10 protein-coding genes are annotated in these 15,296 nt (G+C 38.1%); 1 reads left to right on the top strand and 9 read right to left on the bottom strand.

Annotation, left to right across the window (positions count from 1 at the left end):
• Positions 1-23 precede the first annotated feature (23 nt).
• The 9 genes from EPI11_RS15020 to EPI11_RS14980 all read right to left on the bottom strand — a co-directional run bounded on the left by EPI11_RS15020 (position 24) and on the right by EPI11_RS14980 (position 12,009).
• Positions 24-710, bottom strand: coding sequence for an NUDIX hydrolase (locus EPI11_RS15020; protein WP_128390798.1), 687 nt, complete (start codon positions 708-710; stop codon positions 24-26).
• Between the two features lie 265 nt (positions 711-975).
• Positions 976-2,202 (bottom strand): BaiN/RdsA family NAD(P)/FAD-dependent oxidoreductase, encoded by a 1,227-nt coding sequence (locus tag EPI11_RS15015; protein ID WP_128390797.1) that lies wholly within the window; start codon positions 2,200-2,202, stop codon positions 976-978.
• On the bottom strand, positions 2,199-2,885 hold the full coding sequence (locus tag EPI11_RS15010) for a glycerophosphodiester phosphodiesterase (protein WP_128390796.1): 687 nt from the start codon (positions 2,883-2,885) through the stop codon (positions 2,199-2,201). Before EPI11_RS15010 ends, EPI11_RS15015 begins: the two co-directional genes overlap by 4 nt.
• A 145-nt stretch (positions 2,886-3,030) precedes the next feature.
• Positions 3,031-4,464, bottom strand: coding sequence for an alpha-amylase family glycosyl hydrolase (locus tag EPI11_RS15005; RefSeq protein WP_128390795.1), 1,434 nt, complete (start codon positions 4,462-4,464; stop codon positions 3,031-3,033).
• Between the two features lie 22 nt (positions 4,465-4,486).
• Positions 4,487-6,325, bottom strand: a complete 1,839-nt coding sequence (locus EPI11_RS15000; RefSeq protein WP_128390794.1) for a glycoside hydrolase family 13 protein — start codon at positions 6,323-6,325, stop codon at positions 4,487-4,489.
• 113 nt (positions 6,326-6,438) lie between these two features.
• Entirely contained in the window at positions 6,439-8,748 is a 2,310-nt protein-coding gene (locus EPI11_RS14995) for a glycoside hydrolase family 65 protein (RefSeq protein WP_128390793.1), read from the bottom strand.
• 1 nt (position 8,749) lies between these two features.
• Positions 8,750-9,406: a beta-phosphoglucomutase gene (gene pgmB, locus EPI11_RS14990; protein WP_128390792.1), complete on the bottom strand. Its 657-nt coding sequence runs from the start codon at positions 9,404-9,406 to the stop codon at positions 8,750-8,752.
• Positions 9,407-9,417: 11 nt separating this feature from the next.
• A complete protein-coding gene (locus EPI11_RS14985) occupies positions 9,418-10,776 on the bottom strand; it encodes an MFS transporter (protein ID WP_128390791.1) in 1,359 nt (452 codons plus the stop codon).
• A 201-nt stretch (positions 10,777-10,977) separates the two neighbouring features.
• Positions 10,978-12,009 (bottom strand): LacI family DNA-binding transcriptional regulator, encoded by a 1,032-nt coding sequence (locus EPI11_RS14980; RefSeq protein ID WP_128390790.1) that lies wholly within the window; start codon positions 12,007-12,009, stop codon positions 10,978-10,980.
• 226 nt (positions 12,010-12,235) lie between these two features.
• On the opposite strand from EPI11_RS14980, the gene EPI11_RS14975 reads away from it, so the two are divergent.
• Positions 12,236-15,283, top strand: a complete 3,048-nt coding sequence (locus tag EPI11_RS14975; RefSeq protein ID WP_241657641.1) for a SusC/RagA family TonB-linked outer membrane protein — start codon at positions 12,236-12,238, stop codon at positions 15,281-15,283.
• The last annotated feature ends 13 nt before the right edge of the window (positions 15,284-15,296 follow it).

Below are 15,296 nucleotides of genomic sequence, written 5' to 3'. Positions count from 1 at the left end.
CCACAAAACTATTTGTGTGTTTTTTACGCAAATCTAATTTCAAAATGAAAACCTTCTTTATCTAACTGCTTGTATTTCTTTTTATTGAACTTAAAAAACTTAGCAGGACGACCGCCTTTTTTTTCAGAAAAACGATCTGTTTCTTCAACAATTCCAAAACTTAGTATCTTTTTTCTAAAATTACGCCTGTCAATTTCTTTCTCAAGAATAGTACAATATAGGTTTTCTAACTCCGAAAAAAGAAATTCTTCCGGAAGCAGATCAAATCCAATGGGCTGGTAGGTAAGCTTAGCCTTTAAGCGGGCAAGTGCAGTATTCAGTATAAGCTTATGGTCAAATGCCAGCTGTGGCACTTCCTTTATGGCAAACCACTGCACATTATCGGCATCTGTATCGGCTTTTATAAGTGTCTTAGACGAATCTATTAAAACAAAATAAGCCACAGATATTACCCTGTTACGGGAATCTCGATTAATGTCATCCCCAAAAGTATATAGCTGTTCTAAATAATTTACCTCAACATTAGTTTCTTCTTTGAGTTCACGCTTTACAGCATCAATAAGTGCTTCATCATTAAGCACAAGCCCACCAGGCAATGCCCAATAAGCTTCTTCAGTCCCAAACTTTTGTTTAATCAGCAATACATACAATTCGCCGTGCTGATAACCAAACACAACAGCATCTACAGCTATTCTTATATTTTGCAGCATAATAAATCTATAAGCGTAATTAATACACAAATATAATCAACCAAGATGTATTATTCATTATAAACAAAAAAACCTCCCTTTCGGGAGGCCCTTTGCAGAAATTGCAACTAACTAATTTTTTAGAATAATATACAATCCCATACATTAGGATCGTGTATTTTTCATAGCGTGATTTTTATATAGATACCATTTTTCGAAAACGGTTGCGTTAAAAAACCACTTTTTTAAAAATTAACTGCATTATAATCAATAAAAGATTAACCTTCTATATATTTTGCTCTTCAACAATACTTTTTGCTGCTATAAAACCACTTGTCCAAGCATTCTGAAAATTAAATCCACCTGTAATAGCATCAATATTTAATACTTCTCCGGCAAAATAAAGCTTTTCTACACGTTTGCTTTCCATGGTCTTAAAGTTTACTTCTTTAAGATCTACTCCGCCTGCAGTTACAAACTCATCTTTAAAAGTACTTTTGCCATTTACCTGAAACTCTCCATTGGTAAGCTGTGCTGCCAATGCCTGCAATTGATTTCGGGTAAGATCTGCCCAACGGGTTTCAATATCAATACCAGAGGCTGTGACTAAACTTTCCCATAACCTGTTAGGAAAATCAAATGGCGATTTTTTGCTTACGGTTTTCTTTGCATGCTCGTGCTTCAGGCTTTTTAGTACCTCATCGCATTCGTCTGCATCCATATCATTCAACCAATTCACCTGCAAAGTGAACTGGTAATTTTTAGTAAACAATTCTCTCGCTCCCCATGCGGATACCCTTAGTATAGCCGGACCACTCATACCCCAATGGGTAATAAGCAATGGACCAGAAGCTTCCAGTTTAGTACCTTTCACCTTAACCGTTGCAATGGCCGATACACCCATCAGGTCTTTGATCCTGCTGTCTTTAATGTTAAAAGTAAATAGTGATGGTACAGGTGAAACTATAGTATGGCCAAGCTCTTCCAGCATATCCCACATTTTAGGATTACTACCCGTAGCCATAACCAGCTTATCTGCAAGAAAAACTTCTTTATTCGTTTCTATTTTCCAATGACTATCTGCCCTGTAAAGCGATTGTATACTCTCACCCATCAAAATCTGGATACCGAGTTTTTTTGAAGTTTCAAGAAAGCAGTCTATTATGGTTTGCGAACTATCCGTTACCGGAAACATCCTCCCGTCATCTTCAATTTTAAGCTCAACGCCATGGCGTTCAAACCACTCAATAGTATCGCCAGAGCAAAACTGATTAAATGGCCCCTTAAGTTCCTTCTCTCCCCTCGGATAAAATTTCACCAGATCATTTGGTATAAAACAGGCATGGGTCACATTGCAGCGTCCCCCACCTGATATACGCACTTTAGACAGTACCTCTTTCCCTCTTTCAAGAATGGCTACTTTTAATTTAGGATTAGTTTCAGCAATATTAATGGCCGTAAAAAAACCTGCTGCTCCGCCTCCTGCAATAATTACATCAAAACTTTTACTCATAGCCTTTCGGGATAATCTGATATTATGCCGTCTACATTATACGATTTTATACGTTCAATGTCTTCGGTTTCGTTAATGGTCCAGGTATAGACTTTAAAGCCTGCCTGCTGTGCTTTTTTTACATTGCTTTCTGTAAGCAGTGAATAGTGCGGGTGGATGGCTTTCGCCGAAAATTCTTCCGCCCATTCCCATGCCTGCGTTACACTGGCTTGTGTAAGTATACCCAATGGTATATTTTTATTGATATCGCTCATAATGAGCAGTTCTTCACGCTGAAAGCTCGACACTATAAAATTGTCATAACTCCAGCCTCTTTCTTTTACATATTTATCTACAAAGTCTGACACCGGTCTTGCCGTGTGCCTGCCTTTCATCTCAATATTTACAAGGCATTCCTTATTTACAATTGCCAAAACCTCATCCAAAAGCGGAATCGTATGCCCTCCTTCTACCTTTAGTTTTTTCAGTTCAGCCAATGTCATTTTGTGCACTTCGCCACTACCGTTTGTGGTTCGGTCTACCGTGAAATCATGAATAACGACCAGCTCTCCAGTAGCACAAACATGCACATCGAGTTCAATACCATCTGCACCCATTTCCAGAGCTTTTAGAAAAGAAGCCAATGTGTTTTCGGGTAAATGTGCCTTAGCCCCGCGATGCCCTATTTTTAGTATTGCTGCCATAAATAAAGATTTCGGTAAAGATACTTAAATAGATTTGCATCAAATTATAGCAATTACACAAATGCTATAACCTCTCATAAAACAAAAAGCAAACACCTGAATCATCAGATGTTTGCTTTTAAATAACGAAATTTATTTTAGCCGATTATTTCACTAAAACCCAATATTCCCAAGGTTTAAAGCCAAACTTCTGTCCTTTTGCAAGGCTTACCTTTTCTCCGGTCATGTAATTTGAAAAATCACCTTCTGTTTCTACTGTAAATGTTTGAGGCTTGTTAGTAAGGTTAGCTACATAAACAGCTTTACTTCCATCTTTAGCCCTTTCAAAAGCCAGTACACTGGCATCCGCCGATGTAGTAAGCCTTTTATAATCTGCCGGATTTTTACCTCCGTTAAGTGCTGCATTGGTATTCTTTAATGCTCCAAGTTTTTCATACACAGGAAACATTTTACCTTTTTGTCTGGTAATCTCATCTTTCTCAAAGAATTTAAGACGACGGTTAAAGTCATACTCCTGACCTGTATATACCAAAGGTATTCCCGGCATTAGGTAGGTTAGCGCTGCAAATGTTTCGGCAGCATCACCCTGTCTTTCATACTCGGTACCCTGCCATGCATTCTCATCATGGTTAGATGTAAAATTCATCCAGATGTCCTGCTTTTTGTATTCGGTATTATGTTTAGCCACATAAGCATCCCAGTCTTTTACAGTCTTCTTGCCTTTAGCAATATCATTCATGAGGTGGTGAGCATCCCAACCGTAACCCATATCAAATAATCCATTGAACAGGTAAGCTTTAGATGATTCCATAAGCATAAACAAAGGCTTAACCTCTTTTAGCTTCGGGATAGCAAACTGCCAGAATTCTGTAGGCACATTATCGGCCACATCACAACGGAAACCATCAACATTGTGTTCTTTAACCCAGTACAGCATTTCATTTTTCATAGGTTCATACAATACTTTACTCGTATAATCCAAATGTGCTACATCGGTCCAGCCCCAGCTTTTTCCGGTTTCAGGATTAAGCGGATCGGTTACTTCACCTTTAGCATTTTTATGATAGTATTCCGGGTGTTCTGTAATCCATTTATGATCCCATCCTGTATGATTAGCGACCCAGTCCAGGATAACATACATACCGTTATCGTGAGCTGTCTTTACCAATTTCTGGAAATCTGCTTCAGTACCAAGGTCAGGATTAATAGCCGTATAATCTGAAGTAGCATAATAACTGCCCAAATATTTTTCGCGTTCCTTTGGGTCTTTAATATCTTCTACCGAAAGATCTCCTGTAGCTTTCCTGTTTTTTAAAGACACCGGATAGATCGGCATAAGCCAAAGCACTTTAACGCCCAGTTTTTTCAGCTCAGGGATATCTTTAGCAAAAGCATTAAAAGTACCTTCCGGCGAATAGTTACGAATGTTAGCCTCATAGATAACACTGTTTTCCATCATAGCATCGCTAACAGGTGCCAGCGTTTCTGCAACAACTTCAGTTTTTTCTTCCTGTTTTTTATCGTCTTTACAGCTTATAAAAGTGATAAGGCCAACTGCTAAAAGAATCGTTTTTTTCATATTCGATAGTTTTACTATACTGTTATTTCAACTCAAGGATTAAAACCGATTTTGCCTCGATGTTTATTTCGCTCTCCAATCCAACAGATTTCCCTGTCAGCACATCTTTACCAGATTTATGGCTTTTGATATTTTCAGCAAAACGATTGGTTTTAAATGTTCTCGCTTCGTTACTGTTGTTTATTACAACCATAACCGTTTCTTTGTCATTGTACCTAAAGTACACATACACATTATTGTCGGGTAGATAGTGTGTTGTTTTACCGGTATGGATAACCTCAGCACCTTTTCTCCATTTGAATAATTTAGATGTAAAGTCAAAAAACTGTGCCTGCTCGGCTGTTCTTCCCGCTTTTGTAAAGGCATTGTTTTTATCGCCTGCCCATCCACCTGGAAAATCCTGACGGATGTGTGCATCACCTTTACTCTTATCGCCTGCCATACCAATCTCTGACCCATAGTACAATTGCGGAATACCTCTTACCGTAGCAACAAGCGTCATTGCCATTTGGTATTTTTTAAAATCGTTTTTATAGATCTCGTTAAAACGACCGGTATCATGATTCTCTGCAAAAAGAAGTAGGTTATTAACATCCGGATATAAAAAGTCGTTGGTAAAATTGTCATACACTTTTATCATCCCGTCATTCCATGATGGATTGTTCTCATTAAAAACGGACCCCATAGCATCGTGTAGGGTAAAATCCATTACACTTGGCAGATAAGAATTATAGTTTTGTATCGCAGCAACTTTGCTGTCTTTCTGCCAATAGGCCATTTGGGCCTGATCATGCATCCACACTTCACCTACAATATTAAAATATGGGTATTCATCTGTTATAGCTTTTGTCCATTTTGCAATACCTTCTTTATCGTTATACGAATAGGTATCTACCCGGAAACCTCCCAGATCTGCATACTCAATCCACCAAATGGCATTTTGAGTAATATAATTAAGCACCAACGGATTGCTCTGGTTCAAATCAGGCATAGACGGTACAAACCATCCATCCATACATTGTTTAGTATCTATTTTTGAGGCATTAGGATCAAACTGTGTTGTCATTCTGTAGTTGGACTGTGAGTATCCCGGGAATTGATGAATCCAGTCATAAGCAGGCAGGTCTTTGTACATCCAGTGTTCTGCACCCCAATGATTGGTTACATAATCCATAACCAACTTCATGTCCCTTTTTTTCATTTCTGCCGAAAGGCGCAAATAATCTTCATTTGTACCATAACGCGGGTCTATCCTGTAAACATCGCTTTGGGCATACCCATGATATGAATGCTGTTTGTCGTCATCTTCACACAATGGTGTGTTCCAAATTGCTGTAACACCCAATTCCTGCAGATAATCAAGGTTTCTAATAATTCCTTCTATATCACCTCCATGACGGGCATCAGGAATATTTCTATCTGCTTTTTCTTTTAGGTTTTTATCATTATCATTGGCTGTGTTGCCATTTGCAAACCTGTCCGGCATTATAAGATACATCATGTCTGACGAGTCGAAACTCTTACGGGTTGCCGAATCTTCTTTTCGCTGTTTTAGCGAATATTTTTGTGTAAAGGCTGTCTTCTTTTTGTCTTTAAATGAAAAAGTAAAATCAGATACAGAAATATTTTTAGTATCGATGGTTACAAAAACATAGTTCGAATTTTGTGTCTTTACTACATTTTTAATCACGACATTATTAGAAACAGAAGGCTGATATTTTGCAATATCTTTCCCATAGAACATAATTTGTAATTCGGGATTGTGCATACCGGCCCACCAAAACGGAGGCTCTACTTTTTGTATTTGAGCAAAGACAAAACTGCCCGCTAATAAAAGTAAAAGACTAAATAATTTTTTCATTTTCACTATTTAAAGTCCTGCAATATCTCAAAGTCTTGCAGGTATTATTTCATTACTATGCTAAAATTAAACCTACAAGGTCTTAAAAACCTTGCAGGTTTATCACAAAAAACTTAAACCGTTACCAGTGTATCTGGTTTTACATTTACAGCTTTACCATTTACAAAAACGGTAAGCTCTTCATTGCCTTCCAATGCAAATTTTGTTTCACCCGGAAGTACCGATACTTTTAAAACACGGTTCCTAAAATTGATGCTGAACGAATATCCTTTCCATTGCTCCGGGATTCTTGGTTCAAAATGAAGTGCATCATTTTTCACCCTCATACCGCCAAAACCTTCTACAATACTCATCCAGGTACCTGCCATACTTGTAATGTGGCAGCCTTCTTCTACCTCTTTGTTATAATCATCAAGGTCAAGGCGCGATGTTCTTAAATAGAATGTATATGCCTGCTCCATCCTACCCAGTTTTGCTGCCTGGATAGAATGCACACATGGTGATAACGACGATTCATGTACTGTAAAAGGCTCATAGAAATCAAAATGCTGTTCCAGCTGCTGCTCTGTAAAATGGTCTTCAAAGAAGTAAAAGCCCTGTAGTACATCGGCCTGTTTTATATAAGGTGAACGCAGTATTCTGTCCCACGACCATTTTTGATTTATAGGACGCTGGCTTTTATCAAGATCACTTACCTTGATCAATTCCTTATCCAGGAAACCATCCTGCTGAAGGTATACTCCGTGTTCTTCAGAACGTGGAAAATACATATTGTCAGCAACATTTTTCCACTGCTTTATCTCCTCTCTATTTAAATTGGCTTTTGCCATAACACGGTCATGATCGGCAGTATACTCTCCTTTTACTTTTTCTATTTGCTCTACAGTATAGTCAATACACCATTTAGCAATATAGTTGGTATAAAAGTTATTGTTTACGTTGTTTTCATATTCGTTAGGGCCCGTTACTCCCAATATCACATATTGATTTTTATATGTAGAGAAAGTAGCTCTCTGGTGCCAAAAACGTGAAATGGCGATTAATACTTCAAGCCCTTTTTCCGGTATATAACTGTAATCTCCTGTAAATCGGTAGTAGTTATAAATTGCAAAAGCTATGGCTCCGTTACGGTGAATTTCTTCAAAAGTAATTTCCCATTCGTTATGGCATTCTTCACCATTCATGGTTACCATCGGGTAGAGTGCTGCACCATTAGTAAAGCCTAATTTCACACCATTCTCTATCGCTTTATCTAACTGATTGTAGCGATACGTCAACAAATTTCGCGCTACCTGCTGGTCTTTTGTTGCCATATAGAATGGTATACAGTAGGCCTCAGTATCCCAATACGTACTACCTCCATATTTTTCTCCGGTAAATCCTTTAGGCCCTATATTCAGTCTTGGGTCTTTCCCTAAGTAAGTTTGGTTTAACTGGAAAATATTAAAACGTATGCCCTGCTGTGCTTTTACATCGCCTTCAATGGTAATATCTGCCATTTCCCAAATAGAAGCCCAAGCCTCTTTTTGTTCGTTAAGCAAAATATCATATCCTTTGGCTTTAGCATCGGCAATAACATTTTTAGCAGCAGCAACCAGTTTATTATCATCATGGTTAAGCGAAACGGTATAACCACCAAATTTCTGGATTGATACAATTTCATTCTGCCCTACTTCAACAGTATAAGAAAACAATACTTTATCGGCGGCAACCTCTACATTCCCCGGAAGTATTTGCAAATCTTTACCATTAAGTAAAATGCTGTTGTGCATGTAAGAAGCCACATTAAAATGGGTCTTGAATGTTCTGGAAGTAATAAAAGCTTCGTTTGCATTATGCTGAATATCTAAAGGCTCCCAGAATTTTTCTTCCCAGTTGGCATCTTCGTTTTTCACCCCTGCATCTACATACGGTTTAAATGTAATTTGAGCAGCTCTGTTTAATGGCGTAATTTCATAATTGATAACTCCAAGTTCATCGCTGGTCAGCGAAAGAAAACGTCTCACATTCACTTTCACCTCAGTTCCGTTTTGCAATACTGCTTCAAACGAGCGGTTGTACCAGCCTTCTTTCATATTAAGCTCACGCTTAAAATCACGTACAGCGGTACAAGTATTAAGATCGAATACCTCGTTGTTTATAGTAATATCTATCCCTATCCAGTTTGGAGCATTTAGTACTTTGGCAAAATATTCCGGATATCCGTTTTTCCACCAACCCACTTTTGTTTTATCCGGGTAGTAAATACCCGCAATATAGCTTCCCTGAAAAGTATGCCCCGTGTAGTTTTCTTCAAAGTTGGCACGCTGTCCCATGGCACCGTTGCCTATACTAAATAAACTCTCGGAAGATTTTACTCTTTCTGCATCAAATCCTTCTTCTATTATCGACCAATTATCCGGTACTATATAATCCTGGTTCATTTTATTTCTTAACTAAAGTTTGTAAAAAATCAGTGTGTATTTCTGTAAAATCATTAAAGTTGTATTGGGCTTCATGAAGTGTTTTTGCATCACCAATACCTATACTTATCATTCCTGCAATATTTGCTGCCTGCACTCCTGCTACCGAATCTTCAAATACGATAGCGTCTGAAGCCAATGCACCTACCAGTTGTGCTGCCCTTAAAAAAACTTCGGGATCAGGCTTGGCATTTGTAACATCATTACCATCTACAATGGCATCAAAAAAATGTAATATGCTTACTTTTTCAAGTATAGGCCTGGCATTTTTACTGGCCGAACCTAAGGCAATTTTTTGCCCGTTATCTTTTAAATACTGAAGTACCGGCACTACACCTTCCAGAATTTCATCTTCTTTCATGTTGATAATGTATTCCAGGTAATCTTCATTTTTTTCAAGCAGGTATTGATCTTTCTCTTCCTGCGTAATTTCCTTGCCGCCAAGGCTGAGTATAAGATCAAGTGAACGAATGCGGCTCACTCCTTTTAACTGTTCGTTATGTTCGTGTGTAAACTCTATTCCCAAACGGTTAGCAATTTTCTGCCATGCTAAAAAGTGGTATTTAGCGGTATCGACAATTACTCCGTCCAGGTCGAATATGAATGCTTTATGGCTCATTGAAATATATATTATAGAATTTTAGATGCCGATTTTAAATCGTCTACATCTTTTACTTTTGAAACAAGAAGGGCAGCTATGATAAAGCTTACTCCGCTTGAAAGGATTGCATAAATAGCGTTACCTCCGTAAGCATATTTTACGATAGGACTGCCTATTAATGCATTAACAATTTGAGGGATAACAATAAAGAAATTAAAGATTCCCATGTAAACACCCATTTTTCTTGGTGCAATAGAACCTGCAAGAATAGCATAAGGCATAGAAAGTATACTTGCCCATGCAATACCTACGCCTATCATAGGTAATATTACCCAATACTCGTTTGGCATAACATAAATAGAAAGTAAACTAACCCCACCTATTAAAAGGGAAACAGAGTGTGTTAGCTTTCGTCCAATTTTAAAGGCAATGTAAGGAAGGCAGAATGCGAAGATGGCCGAGACCAGATTGTATACTCCAAAAAGTATCCCTACCCAGTCGCCCGCATTTTGATAAGCCTTGCTTGTAGAGTCTTCTATAGACAAACCATAAATATGATGCGCAATAGCCGGAGTTGTAAATACCCACATTCCAAAAAGGCCAAACCATGAGAAGAACTGAACCCAGCTAAGCTGCCTCATGGTAGAAGGCATTTTTTTAAAGTCGGTAAAAATGTCTGTTAGTTTTGCTTCTTTTACAACTTCGGGTACAATCCCTTCTGCCTTGTCAAACTGTTCAAGTTCTTCAGGTGAGTATTCTTTTGTAGTAAGTAATGTAACAATTATAGTACCCACCAGTATGGCGGCACCTACAATAAATGATAAAGTTAAGTTTAAGGGAACACTGCCATCAACCGATTCGTTTGAGATGCCAAACCAGTTAGTTAGCACATAAGGAAGTGCAGAACCTATCACAGCACCAAAACCAATTAACGCCGTCTGAACACTAAAACCCATGGTTCGCTGATCGGTACGCAGGTTATCGGCAACAAGAGCCCTAAAAGGCTCCATAGCAATATTAAACGAAGCATCCATGATCATTAACATACCTGCACCAACCCAAAGAGCAGGCAAGAATGCGATGAAAATATCGGCTTGCGGCATTAATATCAATCCTACCGAAGCAAGTACGGCACCTATAAGGAAAAAAGGTTTTCTTCTGCCAAAACGAGTCCAGGTGTTATCGCTGTAATGACCTATTATGGGCTGAACAATAAGGCCCATTAACGGGGCTATGATCCAGAACCATGAAAGCTCATGTACATCTGCACCAAAAATTTGGAGAATTCTGCTGGCATTGGCATTTTGCAAAGCAAAACCCATTTGTATCCCCAGGAATCCGAAACTCATGTTCCAAATTTCCCAGAAACCTAATTTGCGCTTTTTCATTATCGTAATTTAATGATTATTACTACGATAAGCAGCTATGGCTTATCAAAAACTTACGTTTGAAAGTGAGTTATAAGCTTTGATAATTATAGCAAATATATAGTTTTTTTAATCTGTACGTTTTTTTTAACACAAAAAAATCCGGTAGCTAGACCGGATTTACATTTTTTAAATATCTGATTTTAAACAAATTAAACGCAACTACAACGTTGCCGTAGATTCTCGTTCTACCAGGTGGGTTTCTATCAATTCTATCTTATATTGTTCGTTTTCTTCCTCTTCTTCTTCCATTTCGAGCCTGTCAATAAGCATTTTAGCAGCTGCTCCCCCCATCTTTATTCCGTTTTGACTCACCGTAGTGATCGATGGCGTAGAAAATTCAGATATTATACCATCGGTAAAACCAATAACCGAAATATCATCAGGCACTTTAAGTCCTCTTTTTGTTGCCAGCTTAATACTGGTAACGGCAAAAAGCTCATTTACAGCAAAAATAGCATCGGGCTTATTCTCTTCAAACAACTTTTCTATTTTAGAAGCACTGTTCTCTATATCTTCAATTTTAACGATCATGTTCTCATTTACAGGTATACCATGCTCTTTTAAGGCATTAATATAACCCTCTGTACGCAGCTTGCCTACGCTCACATAATCTACAGTAGTTACCAGTGCAATATTCTTAAAACCTTTAGAGATAAGGAAATCGACAGCATCATAAGCAGCCTGCTGGTCGTCTATAATTACCTTATCACACAGTACATCGTTAGTAATCCTGTCAAACATTACAACCGGCATTCCCTGATTGATAACCTCCGTGATATGGTGAAAATCTTTTTTAAGCTGGGTTTCTTTAGAAAGCGACATAATAAACCCATCGATACTGCCGTTAGCCAGCATTTCCATGTTTATTACTTCTTTGTCGAAAGATTCATTAGAAAGGCATACAATTACGTTATACCCATTCTCGTTTGCCACCTGCTCTATACCGCTAATTACAGTAGCAAAAAAGTGATGAACGATCTCCGGTATTATTATACCTATAGTCTTGGTTTTCTTGTTCTTAAGACTTAGTGCGATATTGTTAGGTCTATAGTTATAAAGCTTTGCAAAAGCCTGAACTTTTTGGCGGGTATCTTCGCTAATTTCAATGCTGTTTCTTAGTGCTTTTGATACCGTAGAAATAGACACATCCAGCTCTCTTGCAATTTGTTTTAAGGTTACTTTTCTCTTCATTTTCAAACACTAAAATATTAATTCTGTACTAAAGGTAGCCGATATTTTTATTAATAGCAATTATCTTACTCAAATACCTCAAAAACTAAAAAGTTTTCAACACGCAAACGTTTTCGGTCGCCTCTGTTTACGAAAACGTTTTTTTAGTAACATTATTTACATAATTTTAACATTGAAAGTGAATTATAAGCGAGTTCGAAACACAAATTTAACCTAAACAACTTGTATGAAAACAATGTATCAAAAGTTATTACTTTTATTGCTGATGATGCCCATAAGTATGCTAGCACAGAGCACCTTACAGGGAACCGTTAGTGATAATACATCCGGGGAACCAATTCCCGGGGTAAATGTAATTGTAGAGGGTACTTCAAACGGTACCTCGACCGACATGGATGGTAACTTTACACTCGCAAATGTTAAAAAAGGCGACCGTATTGTGTTTAGCTACATCGGCTATTCTAACCAATCGGTAGACTACACAGGACAAACTAATTTAAAAGTATCTTTAAATGAAGATTCAACTCAGCTTCAGGAAGTTGTAGTAATAGGATATGGTACAACTACAAAAAAAGATGCAACGGGTGCAGTATCGGTAGTTTCTTCTAAAGACTTTAATAAAGGAGCGATCGGAACCGCCGATCAGTTACTTACAGGCCGCAGCCCTGGGGTAAGGATTACAAACAATGGTGGTCAGCCGGATGCAGCTCCAAATATAAGGATCCGTGGCGGCAGTTCAATTTCTGCACAAAACAATCCTCTTATTGTAATCGATGGTATACCAATGGATTTTGTGAATCCTGCCGGTGTAGGTAATCCTCTATCTATTGTAAACCCTAATGACATTGAATCGTTCACCGTATTAAAAGATGCATCTGCAACAGCTATCTATGGATCAAGAGCTTCGAACGGTGTAATTATTATCACAACTAAAAAAGGAACTTCCGGCGCACCTAAATTTAGTTATTCTGCTAATGTTGCCGTTGGTAAGGCTACAAATAGAGTAAACATGATGGACGGCCCTACTTTCGCTAAATTCATCAGAGAAAATTATGGCAACAGACCGGAAATTGTAAACAAGCTTGGAATTGCAGATCCTGCAAACCCAGGCAACAGAATACTATACAATACAGATTGGCAGGATGCAATCTTAAGAACCTCTATAATGACCGACAATAATTTTAGCGCAAGTGCAAAATTATTTGATGTATTACCAATGAGAGCATCTATTGGCTATATGAGAAACGAAGGTCTTGTTAAAACCAATGATTACGAGCGTTACACCGCATCATTAAAATTTACCCCTACTTTTTTTGACGATCACCTTAAGTTAGATATTAACGCTAAGGGTACAAGAGTACAAAAAAATACTATTGACGAAGCGAGCGTACTTGCAGGATCGCTTAATATGGACCCTACAAAACCTATTTATGCTCCCGGTACTGAAAACAACTTTGGCGGATACTACCAAAACACAACAGAAAGTAATCCTCTTGACTTTGATGGACAATACAACCCTGTAAATCTTTTAATGGAAAGAAGAAGGCCTGAAAATGTTGACAAACTATTAGCAAACATTCAGGCAGACTATAAATTACATTTTTTCCCTGATCTTAGAGTTATCGTTAATGCAGGTATCGAAGGTTCTCGTGCTAGTATGACCGAAAAGTACAGCGATAAAGCATTTGCTACCTATCAGATATCTAACAGTGGCGGATTTGTATTTAATCCCGGGGTAAACTTCAAAGAGACACAACATATAACAAACAAAACATTAGATACTTATCTTGCCTACACAAAAAACCTTAGCGGTTTTGTAACCCGTGTTGATGCACAGGCAGGACACACCTACCAGAGTTTTGTAAACGACGGACACAAAGACAACTACAGATACAACCTGGACACTGGACTAAGAGAAGCAATCGTAAATCCGCAAAACCTTAATAACAGGTATTACAACAAAACCGTTTTAGAATCTTACTTCGGCCGTTTGAATGTTGATCTTGCAGACAAGTACCTTTTAACCTTTACAATGAGGGCAGACGGTTCTTCGTTATTCAGAAAAGACAATCGTTGGGGTTATTTCCCGGCAGCAGCTCTTGCCTGGAGAATTACCGATGAAGATTTCCTTAAAAACAACCAGACACTTACCAACCTTAAACTTCGTTTAGGTTATGGTTTAACAGGTCAGCAGGACATTACACAAGTTGCAGGTTACTACCCTACTTCGGCTTTATTTGATCCGGGAGATGTAAACGGTCAATACCTTCCCGGTTATAACACTTACAACCCTATTGCCTTTAACGATAAACTTAAATGGGAAACCACAACTACTTATAATGTAGGTCTTGATTTTGCTTTCCTTAAAAATGATGTAATTTCAGGTAGTGTTGATGTTTATCAAAGAGACACTAAAGACTTACTGGTAAGAACTTTTGTACCGCCGGGACAATACCTTACTAATGAAATTATCCAGAATGTAGGCACTATGACCAATAAAGGTGTAGAGCTTGACCTTCGTGTAAAACCAATAACTACAGAAGATTTCTCGTGGGAAGTGTTAGGTAATATATCTTACAACCTTGGTGAGATTACAAATCTTAAAGATGTTACGATGATCGAAGCTTCAGAAAGCGGACTTCCCGTACAAACAGGTGTTAAACTTGCCAGACATGCAGTTGGCCAGCAGCCATACTCTGCCTATGTATTTGAGCAGTTATATGATGAAAGCGGGCATCCAATCGTTGGTGCATATAAAGACCGTAACGGTGATGGCGCTATTACTAATGATGATAAGTATTTTGAGGCACTACGCCCCAACTGGACATATGGTTTTAGCACGACTTTTACTTACAAGAATCTAGACCTTACAACAAGTTTCCATGGGCAGATTGGTGGAAAAGTATACAATTCTGTAAAACTTGTAGGCGGATGGAAAGAAAGAGTACTGCCTAACAACTCTAACAGCCTTAACAACGTACTTGATTTTTATGATGGCGCTGCCGATCCGCGTTTTAACACTATTGTAGGTAATGTTCCTTTATCTGATTACTATCTTGAAGATGCTTCGTTCCTGCGTTGTGATAACATAACGCTGGGTTATCGATTTAAAGAAGTAACTAAATATGGATCAATCCGTGTTTATGCAGCAGTAAACAATGCATTTATAATAACAAAATACTCTGGTCAGGATCCCGAAAACTTTAACGCGCTTGATAACAACTTTTATCCGCGTCCAAGACTATACAGTTTTGGTTTAAATTTTGACTTCTAAAAATAAATTGGAT

Source organism: Flavobacterium cerinum, from assembly GCF_004028155.1.
Classification (GTDB): Bacteria; Bacteroidota; Bacteroidia; order Flavobacteriales; family Flavobacteriaceae; genus Flavobacterium; species Flavobacterium cerinum.
This window is presented reverse-complemented; position numbering and strand designations above follow the sequence as displayed.

Coding starts and splice junctions, on each gene's coding strand:
- EPI11_RS15020 (WP_128390798.1), bottom strand. CDS start 710: ATGCTGCAAAATATAAGAATAGCTGTAGATGCTGTTGTGTTTGGTTAT.
- EPI11_RS15015 (WP_128390797.1), bottom strand. CDS start 2,202: ATGAGTAAAAGTTTTGATGTAATTATTGCAGGAGGCGGAGCAGCAGGT.
- EPI11_RS15010 (WP_128390796.1), bottom strand. CDS start 2,885: ATGGCAGCAATACTAAAAATAGGGCATCGCGGGGCTAAGGCACATTTA.
- EPI11_RS15005 (WP_128390795.1), bottom strand. CDS start 4,464: ATGAAAAAAACGATTCTTTTAGCAGTTGGCCTTATCACTTTTATAAGC.
- EPI11_RS15000 (WP_128390794.1), bottom strand. CDS start 6,325: ATGAAAAAATTATTTAGTCTTTTACTTTTATTAGCGGGCAGTTTTGTC.
- EPI11_RS14995 (WP_128390793.1), bottom strand. CDS start 8,748: ATGAACCAGGATTATATAGTACCGGATAATTGGTCGATAATAGAAGAA.
- pgmB (WP_128390792.1), bottom strand. CDS start 9,406: ATGAGCCATAAAGCATTCATATTCGACCTGGACGGAGTAATTGTCGAT.
- EPI11_RS14985 (WP_128390791.1), bottom strand. CDS start 10,776: ATGAAAAAGCGCAAATTAGGTTTCTGGGAAATTTGGAACATGAGTTTC.
- EPI11_RS14980 (WP_128390790.1), bottom strand. CDS start 12,009: ATGAAGAGAAAAGTAACCTTAAAACAAATTGCAAGAGAGCTGGATGTG.
- EPI11_RS14975 (WP_241657641.1), top strand. CDS start 12,236: ATGAAAACAATGTATCAAAAGTTATTACTTTTATTGCTGATGATGCCC.